General features: G+C 60.1%; 20 protein-coding genes. 5 read left to right on the top strand and 15 right to left on the bottom strand.

Features of this window, described 5'->3' with window-relative positions:
* Positions 1-5: 5 nt before the first annotated feature.
* The 8 genes from IB244_RS09475 to IB244_RS09440 form a co-directional block, all read right to left on the bottom strand.
* Entirely contained in the window at positions 6-1,013 is a 1,008-nt protein-coding gene (locus IB244_RS09475; protein WP_018855323.1) for a type II secretion system F family protein, read from the bottom strand.
* 4 nt (positions 1,014-1,017) lie between these two features.
* Positions 1,018-2,487, bottom strand: a complete 1,470-nt coding sequence (locus IB244_RS09470) for a CpaF family protein (protein ID WP_025659782.1) — start codon at positions 2,485-2,487, stop codon at positions 1,018-1,020.
* Positions 2,488-2,516: 29 nt separating this feature from the next.
* The gene (locus IB244_RS09465; RefSeq protein WP_025659783.1) at positions 2,517-3,794 is read right to left on the bottom strand and encodes a CpaE family protein; all 1,278 of its coding nucleotides are present in this window, start codon (positions 3,792-3,794) and stop codon (positions 2,517-2,519) included.
* An 18-nt stretch (positions 3,795-3,812) separates the two neighbouring features.
* Complete coding sequence (locus IB244_RS09460) at positions 3,813-4,544, bottom strand: CpaD family pilus assembly protein (protein WP_409564057.1); 732 nt, start codon at positions 4,542-4,544, stop codon at positions 3,813-3,815.
* A gap of 17 nt (positions 4,545-4,561) precedes the next feature.
* Positions 4,562-6,073 (bottom strand): type II and III secretion system protein family protein, encoded by a 1,512-nt coding sequence (locus IB244_RS09455; protein WP_409564056.1) that lies wholly within the window; start codon positions 6,071-6,073, stop codon positions 4,562-4,564.
* 5 nt (positions 6,074-6,078) lie between these two features.
* On the bottom strand, positions 6,079-6,894 hold the full coding sequence (gene cpaB / locus IB244_RS09450) for a Flp pilus assembly protein CpaB (RefSeq protein ID WP_025659786.1): 816 nt from the start codon (positions 6,892-6,894) through the stop codon (positions 6,079-6,081).
* Positions 6,895-7,000: 106 nt separating this feature from the next.
* Positions 7,001-7,513 carry a prepilin peptidase gene (locus IB244_RS09445; RefSeq protein WP_025659787.1) on the bottom strand — a complete coding sequence of 171 codons (513 nt, stop codon included), beginning with the start codon at positions 7,511-7,513 and terminating at the stop codon, positions 7,001-7,003.
* Between the two features lie 87 nt (positions 7,514-7,600).
* On the bottom strand, positions 7,601-7,798 hold the full coding sequence (locus IB244_RS09440) for a Flp family type IVb pilin (RefSeq protein WP_025659788.1): 198 nt from the start codon (positions 7,796-7,798) through the stop codon (positions 7,601-7,603).
* A 399-nt stretch (positions 7,799-8,197) separates the two neighbouring features.
* On the opposite strand from IB244_RS09440, the gene IB244_RS09435 reads away from it, so the two are divergent.
* The 5 genes from IB244_RS09435 to IB244_RS09415 all read left to right on the top strand — a co-directional run bounded on the left by IB244_RS09435 (position 8,198) and on the right by IB244_RS09415 (position 12,457).
* Positions 8,198-8,611: a pilus assembly protein N-terminal domain-containing protein gene (locus IB244_RS09435; RefSeq protein ID WP_192304033.1), complete on the top strand. Its 414-nt coding sequence runs from the start codon at positions 8,198-8,200 to the stop codon at positions 8,609-8,611.
* A 242-nt stretch (positions 8,612-8,853) separates the two neighbouring features.
* Positions 8,854-10,074 (top strand): phosphopentomutase, encoded by a 1,221-nt coding sequence (locus IB244_RS09430; RefSeq protein WP_192304031.1) that lies wholly within the window; start codon positions 8,854-8,856, stop codon positions 10,072-10,074.
* The gene (locus tag IB244_RS09425) at positions 10,071-11,039 is read left to right on the top strand and encodes an adenosine deaminase (protein ID WP_192304029.1); all 969 of its coding nucleotides are present in this window, start codon (positions 10,071-10,073) and stop codon (positions 11,037-11,039) included. Before IB244_RS09430 ends, IB244_RS09425 begins: the two co-directional genes overlap by 4 nt.
* A gap of 109 nt (positions 11,040-11,148) precedes the next feature.
* Entirely contained in the window at positions 11,149-11,778 is a 630-nt protein-coding gene (gene upp, locus IB244_RS09420; RefSeq protein WP_018855312.1) for a uracil phosphoribosyltransferase, read from the top strand.
* Between the two features lie 160 nt (positions 11,779-11,938).
* On the top strand, positions 11,939-12,457 hold the full coding sequence (locus tag IB244_RS09415; RefSeq protein WP_192304027.1) for a TIGR02281 family clan AA aspartic protease: 519 nt from the start codon (positions 11,939-11,941) through the stop codon (positions 12,455-12,457).
* A 3-nt stretch (positions 12,458-12,460) separates the two neighbouring features.
* On the opposite strand, the gene IB244_RS09410 is transcribed toward IB244_RS09415, so the two are convergent.
* From IB244_RS09410 to IB244_RS09380, 7 genes are all read right to left on the bottom strand, one after another.
* Positions 12,461-13,255 carry an ATP-binding cassette domain-containing protein gene (locus IB244_RS09410; protein WP_192304025.1) on the bottom strand — a complete coding sequence of 265 codons (795 nt, stop codon included), beginning with the start codon at positions 13,253-13,255 and terminating at the stop codon, positions 12,461-12,463.
* Positions 13,248-15,500 (bottom strand): ABC transporter permease, encoded by a 2,253-nt coding sequence (locus tag IB244_RS09405; RefSeq protein WP_192304023.1) that lies wholly within the window; start codon positions 15,498-15,500, stop codon positions 13,248-13,250. The genes IB244_RS09410 and IB244_RS09405 overlap by 8 nt, the downstream gene beginning before the upstream one ends.
* Positions 15,501-15,577: 77 nt before the next feature.
* Positions 15,578-16,660: a substrate-binding domain-containing protein gene (locus IB244_RS09400; RefSeq protein ID WP_018855308.1), complete on the bottom strand. Its 1,083-nt coding sequence runs from the start codon at positions 16,658-16,660 to the stop codon at positions 15,578-15,580.
* A 268-nt stretch (positions 16,661-16,928) separates the two neighbouring features.
* Positions 16,929-18,254: a thymidine phosphorylase gene (gene deoA / locus IB244_RS09395; protein ID WP_018855307.1), complete on the bottom strand. Its 1,326-nt coding sequence runs from the start codon at positions 18,252-18,254 to the stop codon at positions 16,929-16,931.
* 1 nt (position 18,255) lies between these two features.
* Positions 18,256-19,032, bottom strand: a complete 777-nt coding sequence (gene deoC, locus IB244_RS09390; RefSeq protein ID WP_018855306.1) for a deoxyribose-phosphate aldolase — start codon at positions 19,030-19,032, stop codon at positions 18,256-18,258.
* A complete protein-coding gene (locus tag IB244_RS09385) occupies positions 19,032-19,832 on the bottom strand; it encodes a purine-nucleoside phosphorylase (RefSeq protein WP_192304021.1) in 801 nt (266 codons plus the stop codon). Before IB244_RS09385 ends, deoC begins: the two co-directional genes overlap by 1 nt.
* Entirely contained in the window at positions 19,829-20,218 is a 390-nt protein-coding gene (locus IB244_RS09380) for a cytidine deaminase (protein WP_062375681.1), read from the bottom strand. The genes IB244_RS09385 and IB244_RS09380 overlap by 4 nt, the downstream gene beginning before the upstream one ends.
* Position 20,219 lies beyond the last annotated feature (1 nt).

Raw genomic sequence — 20,219 nt, 5'->3', positions numbered from 1 at the left:
CTCCACTAGATGTCGAAATTGACCATGTTGCGCATGACGAAAATGCCGATCGACATCCAGACCGCCGATATACCCATGATCAGGTGGCCGCGAGGGTCGGTGAAGAGGATCAGCATGTATTCCGGCGATGTCAGATAGACGAGGGTTGCAACGATGAACGGCAGCGCGCCGATGATGACGGCCGACGCCTTTGCTTCCATCGACAGTGCCTTGACCTTCGCCTTCATCTTCTTTCTGTCGCGCAGGACCTTTGCGAGGTTGCCGATGGCTTCAGAAAGGTTGCCGCCTGCCTGCGACTGGATCGCAATAACGATTGCAAAGAAGCTGACCTCCTGCAGAGGCATGAAATTGCTCATACGTGCACAGGCATCCGGTACACTGAGGCCTACCTGCTGCGATTCGACGACGCGGCGAAATTCGCTCTTCACGGGATCCTTGCCCTCATTGGCGATGAGCCGGATGGCATCGTTCAAGGGCAGGCCTGATTTGATCGAGCGTACGATGACGTCGAGAGCGTTGGGAAACTCATCGAGAAACTTGTTCTGGCGCCGCTTGATCAGGAAGCCCAGTACCCAGCGCGGCATGCCAAGTCCCGCAATGATGGGCAGACCGAGCACGACCATGACAGGCGCATCGGCAAGGAAGGCAACGAACATCAAGACAAGGCCAACAATGGCGCTGAACATGTAAAACCGTCCCGGCGTGGTCTTGAGGCCGGCCTGGGTCAGCCGCGACTTCAGCGACAGCTTCCTCTTGGTGTTTTCCTGCTGGCGCTTCTCAAGGTCCTTCAGGTTGTCCTGCACCGATTTCCGGCGCTTCGACATTTCCTGGACGCGGTCGCGGGCTGCCTTGACGCCGGCCTTGTCAGCCTCCGCCGAAGCGACGCGGTTGACGCGATTGGCCGACTTCTTTTCGGTTTCCATCCGCGTGAAGAGAAGGCCATAGCAAACGGCGCCAGCCGCAATGGCGGCAAGCGCGACAATGGCCAACACAACAGGATCGAACCCGAACATCTCACTAATCCTTGGATTTCGCTTCCATTTCGTCGAGTGCCGCGGCAAGGCGCTTTTCTTCGTTGAAGTAGCGTGCGCGATCCCAGAAATGCGGCTTACCGATACCGGTCGACTTGTGCCTGCCGATCAGCTTACCCGACGCATCCTCGCCGTCGATTTCGTAGCGCATCAGGTCCTGGGTGATGATGACGTCGCCTTCCATCCCGATCACCTCGGTAATCTGCGTGATGCGACGAGAGCCGTCTCGCAGGCGGGCCGCCTGGACGATAATATCGATCGAACCGGAGATGATCTCGCGTACGGTCTTTGCCGGCAAAGTGAAACCGCCCATTGCGATCATCGACTCGATACGGCTGAGGCATTCGCGCGGCGAGTTCGAGTGGATCGTGCCCATCGAGCCGTCGTGACCGGTGTTCATTGCCTGCAACAGGTCAAAAACCTCCGGTCCGCGCACTTCGCCGACGATGATCCGCTCCGGACGCATACGCAGGCAGTTCTTGACGAGATCGCGCATGGTGATCTCGCCTTCGCCTTCGATGTTCGGTGGCCGGGTTTCGAGGCGTACCACGTGCGGCTGCTGCAGCTGCAGTTCTGCGGTGTCTTCGCAAGTGATGACGCGCTCGTCCACGTCGATGTAGCGGGTGAGGCAGTTGAGCAGCGTCGTCTTGCCCGAACCGGTACCGCCCGAAATGACGACGTTGCAGCGGACGCGGCCGATGATCTGGAGAAGCGTCGCTCCCTCAGGCGTGATGGCGCCGAAGCGAACGAGCTGTTCGAGGTTCAGCTTGTCCTTCTTGAACTTACGGATGGTGAGTGCCGGCCCGTCGATCGCGAGCGGAGGCGCAATGACGTTGACACGGGAGCCGTCGGGCAGACGGGCGTCGCAGATCGGACTTGATTCATCAACACGGCGGCCGACCTGGCTAACGATGCGCTGGCAGATCGACAGCAGCTGCGAATTGTCGCGGAAGCGGATTTCGGATTCGATGGTCTTGCCGCCGACTTCGATGAAGGTCTGGCCGGCGCCGTTGACCATGATGTCGGCGATATCGTCTCGGGCGAGCAGCGGCTCGAGCGGGCCGTAACCGAGAACGTCGTTGCAGATGTCTTCGAGCAGTTCTTCCTGCTCGGAAATCGACATCGCGAAGTTCTTGATCGTGATGATGTCGTTCACGATGTCGCGGATTTCTTCGCGCGCGCTTTCTCCGTCGAGCTTGGCAAGCTGCGACAGATCGATCGTATCGATCAGCGCCGAGAAGACCTGCGCTTTCGTGTCGTAATATTCATCCGTGCGGGTCGGGCGCTTGCGCTGCGGCGTCTGCATCGGCGGCGGCGGAACCTGCTGGCGCGGGGGCTCGCGCTGCGGCTCGACCAGAATCGCAGGGGCAGACGGGGAGGGCTGTGGAACCGGCGGAGGCGGCGCGATGGTGCCGCCCGCCTTGCCAAAACCCTCGTTTCCGCGTTTTCCGAACATGCCTTATTCCAATCCGATCTTGGCGGGCGTCATTTGCGCTTCAGCAGGCCGAGCAATCCGCCCTTGCGTGCTTTCTTGATGGCAATCCGCCCGGTCACGATGTGCGATATCTGCGAGAATGTTTCCGCCGTCGGTGACTTTGCATCCATCTCCGAAATCATCCGGCCACTGTTGGCCGCGTTGCCGAACAGGTTGGCATCGAAGGGGATGATCGCGATCGGATCGGTTTCCAGCGGACCGCAGAAATCGGCCGGACTGATCTCCGGCCGCTTCGGCATCCCGACCTGATTGAGGATCAGATGCGGCATCTTGTCGTTGGGCCGCATCTTGCGCAGCGCATCCATCATGTTCTTGGTGTTGCGCAGGTTGGCAAGATCGGGAGAGGCGCAGATGACGACCTCGTCCACGCTGGCCAGCACCGAGCGTGTCCATTCCGACCAGGCATGCGGTACGTCGAGCACGGTGATGGGGGCGTTGCGCTGCAGGACCTCAAGCACGGGCTGGAACGCCTGTCCTTCGAAATCATAGGCGCGGTCGAGAAGGGAAGGGGCCGCAAGCAGCGACAGATGCTCGGAGCACTTCGTCAGCAGGCGATCGAGAAACACTTCGTCCAGGCGTTCCGGCGCATAAACCGCCTCGGCGATGCCCTGGGTCGGGTCCTGGTCGAAATCGATATTGGCCGTGCCGTAGGGCAGGTCGAGGTCGGCCAGGATCGTTTCGGTCGAAAACAGATTGGAGATGCCGAAGGCGCAATTATGGGCGATCGTTGAGGAACCGACGCCGCCCTTGGCGCCGATGAAGGCGATGCTGCGGCCGAGCGGCTCGGCATCAGGGTCGACGAAGATCGTCGCCATCGCCATCATGATATCGGGCATGGCGACCGGCTGGACCATATACTCGGAAATGCCGTTGCGCACGAGTTCGCGATAGAGCGCGATGTCGTTGTGATAGCCGACAATGATGACCTTGGTGGACGGGTCGCAGACGGCGGCAAGCGGCGCCAGCTCGTTCAGCACACTTGCAGATACCGTCCTGGTTTCGAGAATGATCAGATTGGGCGTTGGCGCCGTGGCGAACATGTTCGCGGCCGCCGCAATGCCGCCGCTGGTGATGCGCAGGCTGACCTTCGACATGCGGCGGTCATGGCTGCAACGCTCCATCACACGCTGCAGTTCTTCGCTTTCGCAGAAGGCGTGGACCGATATGCGGGGCAAGGGCCGCATGTTCTCGAGCTCGGCCATACGAACGGCGTCTTCTGCGTTGCGCAGCTCCGTCGTATTCTTGATCTCGTATTCGACTGTACTCATCGTTCGGTCCTAAACTGATCAGAAGCTGTTGGAGCTGCTGGTGACGTCTTCAATCGTGCTTGTCGTTTCGCGATACTCTTTGATCGCAGCGTTGCGGCGGGCCGCATCAATCGGGGTCATGCCGCGAGGCGCGATCAGGTCTTCCGGGTTTGCCACTTGTGCAGCCAGGTTGTTCTGCGTTGCACAACCGAAATTGTAATAATTCTGGTTGGTGAAATCGTTGATGATGTCTCTCGGCCATTGACCGCACTGCGACGTCATTGCTGTCGTGCCGACGAAAGTCAGGCGAATGGGCGCTGCGTCACCCGCGCCGGCCGCTCCGTAGGAACTGTTGACGATCTTGGAACTTGCGATGCCGCGGGCGGAAAGCTCAGCGCGTACCTGACCCCGCAGCTGCCGTGCTGCCGCCGCATTCGGCGATCCCTCGGGCGTCAGCAGATAGACCGGCCCGGTTGCCCGCGACGTGTAATTCTGCGCGAAGCCGCGGATCATGTCGCGCTGGGCGATGTTGAGGCGGCGGTCTGTCGACGCGACCGGGATATCGATCGATTGCTCGGCTTCGGCAACCACAATCGGGTGTCGCTGGCGATAGTCGTCAGGAATACCGCCGGTCGTCAGTTGGTCGTGCGAGGCGCAGCCGGAAAGCAGGGCCGCCGCCACCGCGACCAAGGTCAGCAGCGATTTCGAGCGGTGGGAATCATGTGCGGTGTTCTGCATGTGGGCCATCGGCTGATCTCTGTATTGTGCCATTGCTGATCCTGCCGCGCTCATTTGTAGATAAACCCGATGGAGCCATGGAATTGCGCGTCGGCGACGGGCGTTTCACGGCCGCCGTAAACCTTGTTGACGCGATTGAGCAGGAAGGTTGCCGCGTCGTTTTCCGGGCTGAAGTTGTCGTCCGGGCGGCTGAGCTGATCGCGAGCAACCGGGCGAACGAGATAGGGCGTTGCAATGATGACAAGTTCGGTCTCGTCGCGCTCGACCGTACGCTGCCGGAACAATGTGCCAAGCAGAGGGATCTTGTTGACGCCCGGCGTGCCGTTCGAGGTCTGCAAAACGTTGTCGCGGATCAGCCCGGCAAGCGCGATGGAGCCGCCCGAGGGAAGCTCAACCGAGGTTTCGGCCGAGCGGCGCTGGTAGGTTGGCGTTGAGCCGGAAACCGAAGGGGCAGGCTCCGATACGTTCGTCTTGATTTCCAGGCTGATTCGGCCGGAGGACAGGACGACCGGCTTGAAGGCGAGATTGATGCCGTAGTTGTAAGGAACGATCGTGACGTTGCCGTCATTGTCCGTCGTCGAATAAAGCACCTGGCCGCCGGAATTGAAGGTCGCTGCCTGGCCGGAAATCGCCGTCAGTGTCGGCTCGGCCAGCGTCTTCACGACCTTCGCTTGTTCAAGCGCGTTGAGATAGGTCGAGATATCGTATTTTCCGATCGAGCTCTTGAAGAGGGCCGCTAGGCCGCCGCCAACGATTGCGGCGGCGCTGTCGGAGCTCGGGGACCCGAGCTGGGCAACCGAGAGGCCCTTGGAATTGGAAACGAGATTGTCGAAGCCAAGCTGCTTCAGTACCTCTCTGCGAACTTCCGCGATGGTGACCTTCAGCGTGACCTGGTCTTCGCCCTGGATCTGCAGCAGATTGACGACCTGTGAGGTCTGGCGGCCTTCGGCGAAAAGGGCCACCGAACCGTCTCCGCCAGAAGCGCTGGCTGTTTCCGTACGCGTTGTTGCTTCGCCACCTTTCAGGAAGGCTTGCGCGAGGTCTGCGGCTTGTGCCGCGTCCTGTGGCGTGCGAACTGTGCCGGTTAGCACGATATTGTCGGACACGATCTCGATTTTGATGCAGGAGTCGGGGATGAAGCGCCGGAGATTAGCCTCCAGGCCCGCGACGTCGCGTTCGATCGCTATATCGAGACTGACGATCTGCTGCCCATCGGCGCCGAAAATGAATATGTTCGTCTGGCCTACGGTTTTGCCGAAGAGATAGATACGACGGGAGCTACGCGTGACCGCGTCGGCCATGGAGGGGTCCGAGACGAGGATGTCATGTGCATCGACCGGAAGGTCAACGACAATCGCCTTCTTCAAACCGAGCTTTAAGCTGCGGTGTGCGCCAGGACCAGCCTGGGTGATGTTAACGATCCCATCGGAAACCGCGTACGCAGCTCTTGCACCGAGAACAGGAGCGAGAACGCCCGGAGCGGCGCCCGTGAATGCGATCGCAAAGGACAAGCAACCTGCCATCAAGGGCTTTGTGTAGCGCTTCAAATTGCCCATTCCCACTTCCTTTACTCGGCCTTCGGCGCGCTGCTGCTGTCTGTGACGATTGAGCCTGATTTGATGACTTGCACGATGGCGCTGCCATTATCGCCGCTGAGGAGGTAGTCAGCAGCGCTGGTATCCTGTTCCTGGGCGTCGGCAACGGAACGCAATGCCAGCGACAGCCGGTCGGCCATCTGCTGCGCAACGGCCAGTACCTTGGTCTGGTCGGGGGTTAGCTCGAGCGTTGCCGTGGTACCAACGACGGCTTTGGAGCCGTCTTCCTTTTCCTGGATCTGCTGGTCGATCGCGAGTACGCGCACATTGCTGAGCACAGTCTCGGTCAGATACTTGTCGGCTTCCTTCGACTTGCGGACCATAATCACGTCGACGCGGTCATTCGGCAGGATGAACCCGCCGGCACCTGTCGAAACCGAAATCTCGGTTGCGACGGCACGTTTTCCGGAGGGCAAGAGGGAGGACAGGATGCGGCTGTTCGAATCCGCGATCTTTTCCGCGCGGATGGGCTCGCCCTCGAAAATCGGCAGGCGAACGACAGCGCCCTGCAGGTCTTTCAGGGCATCTGGCTTGTCGGTTTCGGTAATGAAGCCCTGGACGACGCCGCTCTGCGGCCAGGCCATCCAGTGAACGGCTTTATCATCCAATCGTGCGCCGACCGGGAGGTTGGCACCGGAGACCAGTATTTTGACGGTCGGCTCTTTCTCGACGACTGATTTGACCTGGGTGACAACGGAGCCACGACCCGCGAGGCTCATCGCCAGCACGCCGGCAAGGCCGGCCGCAACGACAGCGACTCCTAGTATCAAAAGGCGGGCGGGCTTCATTAATCGTTCCTCGGGGATTCGCGATACCCGAAGAATGGCCTGCAATTGGTATAATTATAGTTAATGAAAGCCTTCGATTTTAAGTTAACGGAGGATTAACTTGCCGTTACTTCAGGCCCTCAAGTGCCGCAAGAAAGAGCGGTGAAGAGGGAAAGGCCACGAAGCCGCCAATCGCGATCGCGATGCCATAGGGAATCTTCTTAGCGACGAGGAGCGAATCCGGCACCCGTAACCCGATCGCCGTAATCATGTCGTTCTGCATTCGCAACAGGAGGATGACGGCGGCCAGGAGACCACCGGTGACACCTACGTAGCCGATGAATTCTACCAGCGGATCTCCGAAACCGACCCAAACGGCGGCGGTGGTTAGCAGCTTGGCGTCTCCCCCGCCCATGATGTTCAGCGCGAAGAAAACAAAGCAGGCAGCGAAGACGACAGCGCCGCCGAGTAGATGATAGCCAAATGTCGGCCAATCCATGCCGACGAAGGGGGCTAGCGCAAAGAAAGATGCCAATAGAATTGCCGAGATTCGGTTCGGGATGGTCATGGTTAAAGTATCCATTACCGCCGCGAATGTTAGGCACATCGGAAAGATGGTAATGATGACGCTGGCAGTCATGATCCGATTTACCCCATGAGGCCGAACAAAAATGCAAAGCCGCCCTGAGGTATCAGGACGGCTTCTCTTCTCAAAGGCGACGTGGCATCAGCAACCGGTGACACCGCCGGTCGTGCAGGCGTCACCCATCTTGCCGGAAATGCCGTTGAAGAGATTGTTCAGTTTGCTGCCCAGCGCGGTTGCTCCGGTGATCAGCGCAACAGAGATAAGCGCTGCGATCAGGCCATATTCAATTGCGGTCGCACCGGATTCGTCCTTGAGAAAACGGCTAACAAGCTTGGTCATGGTAACTCCTAACTCCAGTTGATGTTCAGCAGTCCGCCAACTGTTGCCGTTGATCGGATTGCATCAATTTAGCGTGACCCTGTTTCTATCAACTTAAAGAGTTAGGTTACCGTCCGGTAAATTCTGGCCGATGCCTAAGGATGGTAAGTATTCCCTATCGCAATTGTTTAGAATTTTATAGAAAAGTCCCGCGCGCCGGGTAGTAAAGGCATTCGCTGCTAGTGAATGTCCTCGTGCCGATATTCAATGGCGGTGAACAGGATAATACCCTCGAAGCCCCTGTCGCAATATGGCGCATAAAACTGGCGTCTTCGATAAACCATAATAGGCTTAAGACTTCATTCACCAATTTTTCTCATCCTGTTTTGCAAAAATCGCCGTAACCCGAGAGAGAATCAAATGTCGCCGAGTGGCAAGAGGATCATCCTGGCCAGCTTTTTTACCGCCCTCGGCCTTGGCGGATCCGCGCTCGCGCAACAGGACATTCTGCGGGTCTACATGGATCAAGCCCGCGTTTTGAAACTCGATCGGCCGGTGAGCAAGGTCATCGTCGGAAACGCCAAGGTTGCCGACGCAACCGTGGGGGATTCCAAGACGATCGTCCTGACCGGGCGCAGTTTCGGAACGACCAATCTTGTGCTGCTCGATGCGGATGGCAACGCAATACTGGATGAAAGCATCCTCGTGTCGATTGATGAGGCCAACACTGTTCGCGTCTTTCGCCAAACGGAGCGCTCTGTTCTTTCTTGTACTCCGAATTGCGAACAGCATAGCCAACAAGGCACAGAGACCGCAACGGCAAGCCAGCAATAGCTGCTGATTATCTGCGAATTCCGTTAGACTTCTGATCCGGCTCAACGCACCCAACTTGCTGCCGAACGGCAGCACCATCACGATCAGCCACAGTAATTTCTTTCTACCCCGCGGGAGCACCACGATAGCGTGCGGCGATTGCTGACGCGTCAGCCTCGTTTGCCAAGTCCGCTCGGCCGTTATAAGGCTTGAGAAGTGGCCCGCGATGCGCGGGACGTCAATTTCCTGTCGCTAGGTGGTGCATGGCGCGAGCCTTTCTTTTCGTTCTGGATTCCTTTGGTGTCGGCGGCGCGCCGGATGCGGCAGCCTATGGCGACGAAGGCGCTGACACGCTGGGGCATATCGCGGAATTCTGCGCTGCCGGTGCTGGCGATCGCGAGGGATTGCGCTCAGGCCCGCTCCAGCTTCCGAATATGTCGGCTCTTGGCCTGGTCCATCTCGCCAAGGCGGCGTCTGGCAGGTTTCCGGCCGGAATGCCGGTGCCGGAGAAGGTGTACGCGATGTACGGTTCCGCCAGCGAGGTCTCGCGTGGCAAGGACACTCCGTCCGGTCATTGGGAAATCGCCGGAACACCGGTAACGTTTGACTGGGGTTACTTTCCGACAGAGGGCGATGCCTTTCCGCCGCAGCTTGTCGAGGCGCTCTGCAGGGCGGCCGACATTCCCGGGATACTCGGCAACTGCCACGCCTCTGGTACCGACATCATTGCCCGCCACGGCGAGGAGCATATCCGGACCGGAAAGCCGATCTGCTACACCTCGTCCGACTCTGTCTTCCAGGTTGCCGCGCATGAGACGCATTTCGGCCTCGACCGGCTCATGACCTTCTGCACGATCGCCCGGGCGCTGCTCGATCATTACAATATCGGCCGCGTCATCGCACGACCATTCGTCGGCGAAACCGCTTCCAAGTTTCAGCGCACCGGAAACCGTCGCGACTTTTCGGTGCCGCCGCCGGAACCGACGCTTCTCGACCGGCTGGTCAAGGAAGGGCGCAAGGTCCATGCCATCGGCAAGATCGGCGACATCTTCGCGCATAAGGGCGTCTCGCGAGTGGTCAAGGCAAATGGCAATGAGGCTTTGATGGACGCCAGCCTTGCGGCGATGGATTCCGCCGAGGATGGCGAGCTGGTGTTCACCAATTTCGTCGATTTCGACATGGTCTACGGCCATCGCCGGGATGTCGCCGGCTATGCCGCAGCGCTTGAAGCCTTTGATGGCAGGCTTCCCGAAGTGGGTGGCAAGTTGAAGCCCGGCGACCTCGTCATTCTGACCGCCGACCACGGCTGCGATCCGACGTGGCGCGGCACCGATCACACGCGCGAGCGCGTGCCGATCATTGCCTATGGGCCGGGACTGCGTTCTCGTGATATTGGCATTCGTACCACCTATGCGGATATCGGCGAGACGATTGCCCGCCATCTGCGCATTCCGGCGGGCGCGCATGGGAGAAGCTTTCTATGACGTCGCATTTGAAGAAGGTCGAGCTGCACTGCCATCTGGAAGGCGCGGCGCCGCCGACGCTCACCGTGGCGCAGGCTCGCAAGTATAACATCGACATCAGCCCCTACCTCGCTGACGGCACCTATGTCTGGCATGATTTCGCGAGCTTTCTGGAGTGTTACGACAAGGTCTCGGAGGTCTACAAGACCGAGGAAGACTACGCACTGCTGACGGAAACCTATCTCGATGAACTTGCCGCGATCGGTACGATCTACAGCGAGCTGATCGTCTCCCCCGATCACGGCAAGCGGATCGGGCTTGGAGCGGATGCCTACATCGAGGGCGTGTGCGAAGGCGTGCGTCGTGCAAAGGCGAAAAGCGACATCGAGGCACGCCTGATTGTCACCGGAGAGCGTCATTTCGGCCCGGAGAGCGTCATCGGCGCCGCCGAATATGCTGCCAAAGCGATGAATCCGCTTATCACTGGCTTCAATCTTGCAGGTGAGGAACGGATGGGTCGGGTTGCCGACTATGCGCGTGCCTTCGACATCGCGCGCGATGCAGGCCTCGGCCTCACTATTCACGCCGGCGAGGTGTGCGGTGCGTTCAGCGTCGCCGATGCGCTCGACGTTGTCAGACCTTCCAGGATCGGCCATGGCGTCCGGGCGATCGAGGACCTTGATCTCGTCAAGCGGCTCGCCGATCTCGGAACGGTGCTGGAGGTATGCCCCGGCTCCAATATTGCACTAAACGTCTTTCCGGATTTCGCTTCTCATCCGTTGCGAAAGCTCAAGGCGTCAGGTGTTCGCGTGACGATCAGTTCGGACGACCCGCCCTTCTTCCATACTTCGCTGAAGCGCGAGTACGAATTGGCCGCCGACGCCTTCGGTTTCAGCGATGCGGCGATCAACGAGATGACCCGCACGGGAATTGAGGCTGCTTTCGTCGACGAGCCGACGCGACAGGCGCTCTTCGCCCGGATGTAATCCGGCTAGCCCTGGGGATCGATGCCGCAAAATTGCCTCCGCTCTTGCGGTGAAGGCAATTTCCATGGAAGAAACATCCGATAAGAACAACGATAGGAAGGGCTCGGCCATGGACGGCGTAACGGTCATCGATCACCCGCTTGTGCAGCACAAACTCACGATCATGCGGCGTAAGGAGACATCGACCGGGAGTTTCCGTCGGCTCCTGCGCGAAATCTCCACCTTGCTCTGCTACGAAGTGACCCGTGATCTCGAACTCACCATGGAGACCATCGAGACGCCCCTGCAGACGATGGAGTCGCCGATCCTGGAAGGCAAGAAGCTCGTCTTTGCTTCGATCCTCCGTGCCGGCAACGGCCTTCTCGAAGGCATGCTCGACCTTGTGCCGTCGGCGCGCGTTTCGCATATCGGCGTCTACCGTGATCATGAAACGTTGCAGCCGGTCGAGTATTACTTCAAGGCTCCCGAGGATATCTCCGAACGCTTGATCATCGTCGTCGACCCGATGCTCGCCACCGGCAACTCGTCGATCGCGGCGATCGACAAGCTCAAGGAGCGTGGCGCCCATAACATTCGCTTCCTCTGCCTTCTTGCGGCGCCAGAGGGCATCAAGAATTTCCGCGAGGCGCATCCAGATGTGCCCGTCTTCACCGCTTCGATCGATAGCCATCTGAACGAGAAGGGCTACATCATGCCGGGTCTCGGCGATGCCGGCGATCGCATGTACGGCACGAAGTAATTCGTCATCTGTTTACCATTCGGATGCAGTCGAAGGTCCGGACACGCGTGCCGGACCATTTGCTTTGCAGGCATTAGCAACTTGTCAGCGATTAGGGCGTAGGACGTGTAAGCATGGCCACGCATGACGCGGGGTTTATACAGGAAGGATTTCTGTCCCGATGCTCGTGCGTACCATCATTTTTGCAAGCGTGGCTGCGGTGCTTGCAACACAGATACCGACCCTCATGGGAAAACGCAGCGGCGAAATGGTCGCCTCGGCCAATTTCGTAACCGGCAATGCAGAACAGGGGCGAGCCACGGCAAGTGGCGGCACAATGCGCCTGCGGGCTGATGCTCAAGGCCACTATTCCGGTGATTTCAGAATTAATGGTCGTCAGGTGCAGGGCCTGATCGATACCGGCGCGACCTACGTCGCTCTGAATGAGAGCTTCGCTCGACGCCTGGGTTATACGGGCAACCAGCTTGATTTCCGCTACTCGGTCGACACAGCCAACGGGAAGACGAAGGCAGCGCACGTGACATTGGATCGGGTGGAGATTGGCGGCATCCGCGTGCGTGATGTGGAGGCCTTTGTGCTGAAGGATGGCGCCCTGTCCTCCACGCTCGTCGGCATGAGCTTCCTGCGCAAGCTCGCTTCCTATTCCGTTGCCGATGGATCGCTCAGTTTGAAGCAATAGGCGTCAGGGCGTCGATGGCCGGTTTCTTGCCTCGTCGGCCGTCAGCGCGCTCTCCCGGGTGCCGGAGACAATTATCTCCAGGACCTCGTGCTCGTCGGTGTTCTTGACGTAGCGGTCACCGACATATTCACCGCGCTTGAGGACCATGACGCGATCGCCGACGGCGAAAATGTCGACGAGGCGGTGTGAGATGATGATCTGGGCAACGCCTTGTTTCCTCAACTCCAGCATGGTTTCGAGCAGCCGCTCGGTCGCCATGACCGAAAGATTGGCGGTCGGCTCGTCGAGAATGACGACGCGCGGCTCGAAGGAGATCGCGCGGGCGATCGCCACGGACTGCTGGCGGCCACCCGACAGGCTCTCGACCTTCTGATAGACGGAATTCACGTCGACCTTGAGCCGCTTCAACACGTTGTCCGCTTCGGCATACATTTTTTGCCGATCGACGAAGGGGCCTCTGAGAGGCCAGCGGCCGAGAAAAATGTTCTGGCCGACATCCATGTTCCCGCAGAGCGCGAAGTCCTGATAGATCATCTCGATCCCTGCGTCGCGGCTCTCGTGCGGGCTTTTGAAAGAGACCGGCTGCCCCGCGACCAGGATTTCGCCGGAGTCGCGCTGATAGGCGCCTGTCAGGATCTTCATCAGCGTCGACTTGCCGGCAGAGTTGTCCCCGACCAGGCCAAGAATCTCCCCGGGATAGAGCACGAGATCGACCTTGCGGAGTGCCTGCACGGCTCCGAAAGCCTTTTCGATGCCCCGCATTTCCACAAGCGGCCGCGAAGGCGTCACGTCAGCCATGGATGGCTTCTCCCGTTCGTGCTGCTGTCGTGAAACGACCGCGCAGGCGCGCAAAGATATTCGCCTGCCGCACCCATATGTCGATCAGCACTGCCACAATGAGGATGACCCCGATGAAGACATTGATCCAGTGCTGGGGCATGCTGAAGCCTTGGACATTGAGTTGCAGGAGCGCGCGGACAAGCGTTATTACAGCCGCGCCTGCAAGCGAGCCGATCATCGTGCCGTAGCCGCCGAAGATTGATCCGCCGCCGATGATCACGGAGGCAATGGCGTCAAGCTCGCGGAACTGGCCGGCAACCGGGTTGAAGCTGCGGAAATAAGCGACGTTGATGATCCCGGCCATGGTTGCGCAGAACGCGGACAGTACTAGTGCAATGAAGCGAACACGGTTGGTATTGATGCCGGCGTAGGCGGCAGCGCGGACATTGCCGCCTGCTGCACAGACCTTCAGCCCAAATGGTGTGTAGGCAAGCACGATGCCGGCGATGAGGGCGACGAAAAACATGAAGATCGTCTGGATGCTGACGACCTCGGCTACCGTACGGATCATCCCCGGGGGCAGCGAAACACCGAAATGCAGGAAAATGTCGTTCACCTTGCGGCCAAGCAGGTTGTAGCCTTCCGGCCAGCCGGTCAGCTGCTGGCCGGCGACAAACCAAGCGGCAAGACCTCGGGCAATGTAGAACATGCCGAGCGTGGCAATGAAGGCGGGCAGCTTGAAGCCGACGGTGATGACGGCATTGACAAGGCCGGCAGCCGTCCCCGCAAGCAGACCCATCGCCACGGCAGTGAATGGATCGGCGCCCAGCACCTTGAGGAAATAGGCGGCCGTGCTGCCGGCGAGCGCAAGCACCGAGCCAACGGAGAGATCGATATCACCGGCCGCAATGACATAGGTGAGCCCGACGGTAACGAGCGCCAGCTCTGTGTAGTTGAGCAGGATCGCGAAGGTGTTGGGCAGGTTCCACCAGTAGTCCGGCCTTAGCGCCAGGCCGGTCAGCCAGAGCAGCACCGTCAGGATGATCGCGAGTGCGTCGCGCCGTGCAAGGAACTTGCCGAGCCCCGTGGCCGAGAGCGCCATGTCGGCCGCCATCGCCCCTTTGGTCTGCACGCCTTCCAGAGCGACGCCGCCGGTTTCGTAGGCCGGCGGCGGTGGCCGACCGCGGAGCCAGGCCCAGAACCGGGCCGCGATCTGGCGTCGAATGAGGAAGGGCTCGATCAGCACGGCCACGACCAGAAGCAGCCCCAGGAAGACCATGACGGCACCGGCTGGCAAGGTGAACCTGGCGCCGACGGCAACGCTCTCTCCATCGATGATGACGGTCCGCGTGATCGGCCAACCTTCGCGCAGCACCTTGTCGATCAGCACAACGACTGTCGCGCCAAGGCAGGACCCGAGCACGCGCCCGCGCCCGCCAAGGATCGACGCACCGCCGATGACGACAGATGCGATCACGGTAAGCTCCCAGCCGACGCCGTAAAGAGGGGTGACGCCCTTGTCCTGCGCCGCAGCCAGAAGACCGGAAAGGGTCGCGCAGAGCGACGAGATCAGGTAGGCGCGAATTCGCACCCACTGGGTGTTGATGCCGGCATAGGCTGCGGCCTGCTCGTTGCCGCCGGTCGCGAAGGTCTCATAGCCCCAGCGGGTCTTGGCAAGCACATAGGCGCCGATGACAGCTACGAGGAGGAAGATCGCGATCTGGTTATTGAAGCCGAGAGCGTTGATCTCTCCGAGATGAAAGAAGAGCGGATAGTCTGCCGCCTTGCCGGAGTAGTAGATCGCTTGGCCATGCGTGAGCGCAAGAACGAAGCCTCGACCGATAAAGAGCATCGTCAGCGTTGCAATGAACGCGGGCACTTTCAGCATCGTCACGAGGACGCCGTTGACGAGGCCAATCACCGTGCCGAGCAGCACACAGAAGATCACCGACTCGATGACGCCGAAGTCGAGAACGTTTGACGCAAAGAGCCTCGCAAAAACGACGGCGATCAGGCCGTAGGTCGAGCCGACCGAAAGATCCAGGTCCTTGTTGGCGATGACAAAGGTCATTCCGACCGCGATTATCCCGACACGGGACGTGTCGCGAAGTAGCGCCAACAGGGCCTCCGTTGATCCAAAGAAGGCCGGATTGACGATAGCCCCGCCGAGGTAGAGCAAGGCGAGGAAGATCAGCAGCCCAGCCTCCCAGCCGCCGACGAGCTGGGGCGGCGCACGGCCTAGCGATGTCGTCGTGGGCGCCATGGTGTCTGCCGATCAATCTCGCCGTCGCGATGCGGGAGGCTTGCACCTCCCGCGTCGATTTCAGGCGTTTCGGAGCGTTAGTTTTCGAAGCGCTTGCCAACCTTTGCGACGTTCTCCTTCGTCACCAACTGGGCACGCGTGTCCAGGTTGGCGGCGGAAATGCCGCGATCGATCTGCAGGTAAAGCTGCATGACAGGCCAGAAGCCCTGCAGGAAGGGTTGCTGTCCCAGCGAACCGGTCAGGTTTCCGGCGGCGATTCCCTCCTGCTGTGCCGGGCCGAGGTCGAACCCGAATGCGCAGAGCTTGCCGGTCTTGCCCATCTGTGCGACGGCCTTGACGAGCGGTGGCGTGAAGACGTTGTTGGCGGTGAAGGCACCGACCACGTCACCACGGGATTCGAAGAGCGAAACAAGCGCGTTGACCGGATCGTTGGGGTTCGTGTCGATGCCGACGTTCTCCGGTCCAGCGTCAACCTTGAAAGCGTCAAGCTTGCCGGCCTCCTTCAATGTTTTGACGATGGCGTTGAAAGCGGAGGTGACCCGGTTGTTGACCTCGATGTTGCCCATCGCGGTTGACGACGGCAACAGAATCGAGCCGCTGGTTGCGCCGCTCGCAATCACACAATTGGCAAGAGCCTCGCCGCCGATTGCCGCGGCCGATGCGTCCTGACCAGTATGGCTGATGGCACTGCGATGCAGGATGGTTGCATCGAATGAGTTGGTTGTGGCGATCGGTATGCCGGCCGCCTCGGCAGCTTTGACGATGTCGTTGTAGGCGCCGACCTGCGGCGTCGTCATTATGATGCCGTCGATCGTCGGATCCTGGACGATCTGGTTGAGGATCTCGATTGCGCGCGCCGGATCGTCAACTGGCGATTCCGAGCCGAGCAGCAGGATCTTGGCGCCGATCATGTTGCCGGCGACGGTTGCGCCGACATAGACGGGATCAAAAAAGCCATTGCCTGCCGTATGAGTCACGATCGCGAAGGTCAAATGACCGTCCGCCGAATGGAAGTTCTTCGTGTTGGGATCTTCCTTGGCAGCTTCGGCAAAATTATAGCCGCCAACTGCTTTCTCGACGCTGCCCGACTGCGCAAATGCATGCGAGACGCCGAGCGATAGTAGCGCGGCTGACACCGCATACAGCAAAGTCCGCCTCATGATTAGTCCTCCCTTGAGTCAAGGAAGGAAAGCCGTTCGAGCGCAATTTACAGAGAGTGAGGGCCGAAGGCTTCCTCCCATACGCTAATATTCTGCGCAATTCCGATGCAAGTAAACGGCGAACTCATCGTAAGGGCGAAATTGTTTGCCTCCCAAACCTCCCCTGGTTGTTTTTGATGACAAAATAGCCGTTGAGGTCGTGGTTACTGGCTCTCAGGGGATGGATGCGCTTCCTGGCGAAGCCTGCCTCCTTTTCGGAACGCGATCCTTAGCTTGCTGAAAGAGCCACGATGCGCTCGTAAATGACGGCGGGGGTGGCAGGCTGGTGTTCGTCGATCCGGTAATGTTTGGCGAGGGCGGCAACCGCCGCATCTGCTGAATCCGCGCTTGAGGCATGCACAAGCGCGATGGGGTCGCCTTTCTCTACACGCGTGCCAAGCGGCAGAATGTCGGATATCCCGACGCGATGATCGATCCTGTCGGCGGGATGACGCCGTCCGCCGCCGAGGTCGACGACGGTCATGCCGATCTCCCGTACGTCGCAGCCGGAAAGCCAACCGGACCGAGGTGCGGGGACAGGTTTCGTCAGCGGCGCCTCGACGAGGTACTTGTCCGGTGCCTCCAACAGATCCGAGGGGCCGCCGAGGCGGCTGACCATGCGGGCAAAGCTTTCGGCGGCCTTGCCCGTAGAAAGCGCGTCCACGGCTTTTGCCTCACCGTCCTGAAGTGACGACACCACACCTGACTTCGCCAGCATCTCGGCTGCGAAGGCCAGCACGGCAGCCTCCAAGCGGGTGTTCTTCTTTTTGCCCGCTAGAAAATCCAGACAGTTTCGGATCTCGACGGCGTTTCCGGCAGCATCCGCCAGCGGCTGGTTCATGTCGGTAATCAGGGCCGATGTCCTGACGCCTGCACTGTTGGCGACATCGACAAGGGCGCGGGCCAGCATCTCGGCATCGTCAGGCTCGGCCATGAACGCGCCCGTGCCGACCTTGACGTCGAGCACCAGCGTCTGCAGACCGGCCGCAAGCTTCTTCGAAAGGATCGAGGCGGTGATGAGGGGAATCGAGTCAACGGTCGCCGTCACATCCCGGACAGCGTAAAGCTTGCCGTCGGCTGGAGCGAGGGAGCCGGTTTGGCCGATGATGGCGCAGCCGACATCCTTCACGACCTTGCGGAAAACTGTTGCGTCAGGGGTGATGGTATAGCCAGGAATGGCTTCGAGCTTATCCAGCGTCCCGCCGGTATGGCCGAGACCACGCCCTGATATCATCGGAACGGCGAGGCCGCACGCTGCCGCGATCGGTGCGAGCATCAGGGAAACATTGTCCCCGACGCCGCCTGTCGAGTGCTTGTCGGCAATAGGTCTGTCTATGTCTGCCCAGCTCAGTGTGTCGCCCGAGCGGGCCATTGCCAGCGTCAGCGCCACGACCTCGTCGCGCGACATACCCTTGAACCAGACCGCCATGGCGAAGGCGCCGATCTGCCCCTCGGAGAGCTGACCGGCCACAAGTGCGGCAATGAACGATTGGATATCCTCTTCGGAAAGCGTTCCGCCATTTCGCTTCTGGCGGATGATCTCCTGGGGGATCATCTCAATAGCTCGATGCAGCGGCGGGCGCGGATTGCGTGCCGCTGAGCACGGCAAGAATGTCGTCGAGCAATCCGGATGCGCCGAAGCGGAACGTGGATGGCATTGGCCAGTCCGGCGCCATGATCGTTTCTGCAAGGCTCAGGTAAAGCGCTACGTCTGCCACCGAACCGATGCCACCCGCCGGCTTGAAGCCGACCTTGCGGCCGCTCTGGCGAATGACCCGCAGCATGATGTCGGCAGCTTCCAGGGTCGCATTGACGGCGACCTTGCCGGTGGAGGTCTTGATGAAGTCGGCACCCGCCTCAATGGCGAGTTCGGAGGCACGACGGATCAGCGCCGCATCCTTTATCTCGCCGGTCTCGAGAATGACCTTCAGCAGGATCGGGTCCTTGCACTCGGCTCGGACCGCCGCAACCATGTCGGTGACAGCCTTGCCGCTACCGGTCATGAATTTGCGATAGGGGATGACGAGGTCGATTTCGTCGGCGCCGTCGGCGATCGCCTCGCGTGTTTCGGCGGCAACGTCGGCCACTTCCATATCGCCCGACGGGAAATTGACCACAGTCGCAATCCGCACCGGATGACCCGTGCCGAGAACTGCGCGAGCGCGGGCAACGAAGCGCGGCCAGATGCAGATCGCCGCCGTGTTGCCATAGGGGGTTTGGGCGCGCGCACACAGCGCGTCGATCTGCGCCTCGGTGCAGTCATCCTTGAGGTTGGTAAGATCGAGGAGGGAGAGGGCGACGGCGGCCGTTTCCTTGCTGGAATGGTTGGTCATTATTCGCGTTCTCCTGCAATCATTTCCTTCAGTATGGCGGCGAGGCGCGCACCGCCGATCGGAGCCATATCCTTGGTCTCCTCATGGCTCAGTTCGCCGCCGGTCATGCCGGCTCCATAGTTGGTGATTACAGACGCCGCCGCAACCCTTAAGCCAAGCATTCGCGCGATAATCACTTCCGGCACGGTCGACATGCCGACGGCATCGGCGCCGAGGATACGGGCCATGCGGATTTCGGCGGGTGTTTCGAAGCTTGGGCCTGAGAACCACATGTAGACGCCTTGCGACAAGGCGATACCGAGCTTCTCCGCAGCATTGCGCATCCTGTCGGCGAGAGCTGCATCATAAGCACTCGTCATGCCGACAAAACGACGATCGCTTTCCTCGCCGATCAGCGGATTCATGCCGGAATAGTTGATGTGATCGCTAATCTGCATCACCGAGCCAGGAGGCATGTCGTCTCGGAGCGACCCTGCGGAATTGGTCAGGACTAGCGTCTCGACGCCTAGACCTTTGAGCACCTCGATCGGCAGCCGCATCGCGCTGGCATCGCCCTTCTCGTAGAAATGGACGCGACCGGACAGCATGATGACGGGCACACCGCCAAGCAAACCCGCGACGACTTCTCCGGCGTGGCCCGAAACCGCGCTAACAGAAAAGCCCGGCAAGTCGTGATAAGGGATGCGATGCGCATCAGTCATCTCGCCGACCAGCGAGCCGAGACCGGAACCAAGCACGATGCCGTAGCGCGGCGAAAGGCCGCCGAGCCTTCCGGCAAGCACGTCGAGAGCGGCACTCATCCGAGTTCGGTCTCGAAGCTGAACGGCAGCAACTCTTCCATGGTCATCGTCTTCTTCACGCCGACCTCATCGCAGAGGTAGATCTTCGTGTCCTTGGAGGCGAACTCCGAGATCTTCTGCCGGCAGCCGCCGCAGGGCGGGCAGAGCGGCAGCTTTTCGGCGATCACGGCCATTTCAACGATCTTCTTGGCGCCGGCCATGATCATGGCGCTGATGGCGGTTGGCTCCGCACACCAGCCTTGCGGGAAAGACAGGTTCTCGATATTGGCGCCGGTGTAGACCTTGCCGTCCTCGGCGCGGATCGCGGCGCCGACGGGGAACTTCGAGTAGGGGGCATGAGCGAAAGCCATGGCACCGCGAGCGGCCTCGAAAAGATCGTGGGACATG

Source organism: Rhizobium sp. RHZ02 (assembly GCF_014851575.1).
GTDB classification, from domain to species: domain Bacteria; phylum Pseudomonadota; class Alphaproteobacteria; order Rhizobiales; family Rhizobiaceae; genus Rhizobium; species Rhizobium altiplani.
The sequence above is the reverse complement of the archived record's forward strand: the minus strand, read 5'-3'. Positions and strand labels throughout refer to the sequence as shown.

What these genes read in the sequence shown, in the direction of transcription:
- IB244_RS09475 (WP_018855323.1), bottom strand. Translation starts at nt 1,013, where the DNA reads ATGTTCGGGTTCGATCCTGTTGTGTTGGCCATTGTCGCGCTTGCCGCC.
- IB244_RS09380 (WP_062375681.1), bottom strand. Translation starts at nt 20,218, where the DNA reads ATGTCCCACGATCTTTTCGAGGCCGCTCGCGGTGCCATGGCTTTCGCT.
- IB244_RS09415 (WP_192304027.1), top strand. Translation starts at nt 11,939, where the DNA reads ATGCTCGTGCGTACCATCATTTTTGCAAGCGTGGCTGCGGTGCTTGCA.
- IB244_RS09435 (WP_192304033.1), top strand. Translation starts at nt 8,198, where the DNA reads ATGTCGCCGAGTGGCAAGAGGATCATCCTGGCCAGCTTTTTTACCGCC.
- IB244_RS09405 (WP_192304023.1), bottom strand. Translation starts at nt 15,500, where the DNA reads ATGGCGCCCACGACGACATCGCTAGGCCGTGCGCCGCCCCAGCTCGTC.
- upp (WP_018855312.1), top strand. Translation starts at nt 11,149, where the DNA reads ATGGACGGCGTAACGGTCATCGATCACCCGCTTGTGCAGCACAAACTC.
- cpaB (WP_025659786.1), bottom strand. Translation starts at nt 6,894, where the DNA reads ATGAAGCCCGCCCGCCTTTTGATACTAGGAGTCGCTGTCGTTGCGGCC.
- IB244_RS09410 (WP_192304025.1), bottom strand. Translation starts at nt 13,255, where the DNA reads ATGGCTGACGTGACGCCTTCGCGGCCGCTTGTGGAAATGCGGGGCATC.
- IB244_RS09440 (WP_025659788.1), bottom strand. Translation starts at nt 7,798, where the DNA reads ATGACCAAGCTTGTTAGCCGTTTTCTCAAGGACGAATCCGGTGCGACC.
- IB244_RS09385 (WP_192304021.1), bottom strand. Translation starts at nt 19,832, where the DNA reads ATGAGTGCCGCTCTCGACGTGCTTGCCGGAAGGCTCGGCGGCCTTTCG.
- IB244_RS09470 (WP_025659782.1), bottom strand. Translation starts at nt 2,487, where the DNA reads ATGTTCGGAAAACGCGGAAACGAGGGTTTTGGCAAGGCGGGCGGCACC.
- IB244_RS09430 (WP_192304031.1), top strand. Translation starts at nt 8,854, where the DNA reads ATGGCGCGAGCCTTTCTTTTCGTTCTGGATTCCTTTGGTGTCGGCGGC.
- deoC (WP_018855306.1), bottom strand. Translation starts at nt 19,032, where the DNA reads ATGACCAACCATTCCAGCAAGGAAACGGCCGCCGTCGCCCTCTCCCTC.
- IB244_RS09425 (WP_192304029.1), top strand. Translation starts at nt 10,071, where the DNA reads ATGACGTCGCATTTGAAGAAGGTCGAGCTGCACTGCCATCTGGAAGGC.
- IB244_RS09445 (WP_025659787.1), bottom strand. Translation starts at nt 7,513, where the DNA reads ATGACTGCCAGCGTCATCATTACCATCTTTCCGATGTGCCTAACATTC.
- deoA (WP_018855307.1), bottom strand. Translation starts at nt 18,254, where the DNA reads ATGATCCCCCAGGAGATCATCCGCCAGAAGCGAAATGGCGGAACGCTT.
- IB244_RS09465 (WP_025659783.1), bottom strand. Translation starts at nt 3,794, where the DNA reads ATGAGTACAGTCGAATACGAGATCAAGAATACGACGGAGCTGCGCAAC.
- IB244_RS09460 (WP_409564057.1), bottom strand. Translation starts at nt 4,544, where the DNA reads ATGGCACAATACAGAGATCAGCCGATGGCCCACATGCAGAACACCGCA.
- IB244_RS09400 (WP_018855308.1), bottom strand. Translation starts at nt 16,660, where the DNA reads ATGAGGCGGACTTTGCTGTATGCGGTGTCAGCCGCGCTACTATCGCTC.